The organism is Mesorhizobium sp. M1A.F.Ca.IN.022.07.1.1 (assembly GCF_003997575.1).
Classification (GTDB): Bacteria; Pseudomonadota; Alphaproteobacteria; order Rhizobiales; family Rhizobiaceae; genus Mesorhizobium.
Genome location: NZ_RZST01000690.1, coordinates 1 through 822 on the forward strand (window position 1 = coordinate 1; position 822 = coordinate 822).

General features: G+C 64.7%; 1 protein-coding gene and 1 pseudogene. One reads left to right on the forward strand and one right to left on the reverse strand.

The genetic code is table 11. The annotated features are described in order from the left end of the window. On the forward strand, window positions 1-420 hold a 420-nt coding region (locus tag EOA75_RS33410), incomplete at its 5' end, for an SDR family oxidoreductase (RefSeq protein ID WP_127326179.1). Here the strand turns inward: EOA75_RS33410 and EOA75_RS33415 are convergent. After that, window positions 417-822: pseudogene (locus tag EOA75_RS33415) on the reverse strand (hypothetical protein); the annotation flags it as partial. The gene EOA75_RS33410 and the pseudogene EOA75_RS33415 overlap by 4 nt on opposite strands.

Below are 822 nucleotides of genomic sequence, written 5' to 3' on the forward strand. Positions count from 1 at the left end.
CTGATGAACATCCATCTCAAAGGCGTGTTCTTCCTAACCCAGGCGCTGCTGCCGCTGATCAACGATGGCGGCCGCATCGTCAACGTGTCGAGCGGGCTGGCGCGCTTCTCGGTTCCGGGCTCGGCCGCCTATGCGATGATGAAGGGCGGCATCGAGGTGTTCACGCGCTACCTCGCCAAGGAGCTCAGCCAGCGCCGCATCACCGCCAACACCGTGGCGCCCGGCGCCATCGCCACCGACTTCAACGGCGGCCATGTGCGCGACGACGCCGAGATCAACCGCGTCGTGGCTGGCATGACGGCGCTCGGCCGCGCCGGCGTCGCCGACGATATCGGGCCGATGATCGCCTCGCTGCTGTCGGAGGACAATCGCTGGGTCAACGCCCAGCGCATCGAGGTCTCGGGCGGCATGAATATCTAAGCGTGTTGGCGGATCAACCCTTCGAAGCCGTCGGCAAGATTGGCATTGCCGGCGGCGATGAAGCTCGACAGATTGCGGGCGCGTCCAGGCGTTTTGTTGGCATCGAGCAGCACCGCCCTGCCCTCATGCATGACGAAATCGAACTTTCCGTAGTCGAAGCCCAGCTTGCGCCTTAGCGCGCGAAGCTCGTCCGGCACCGGAACCGCCTCGCGACGGATCGTGTCGTCGCCCTTGACCAGGCTCTGCGGCGAGACATGGCGTGTACAGCGCTCGCGCTCACCGCAGAACAGCCAGAAACGGGCGGCAAAGCCATCCGGCTCAGGCTCGGGAATGAATTTTTCCACAATGAGGTCCTCGCGTCCGAACAGCTCGGCCGGAACGTCGGCGAGCGAGGCATGGATC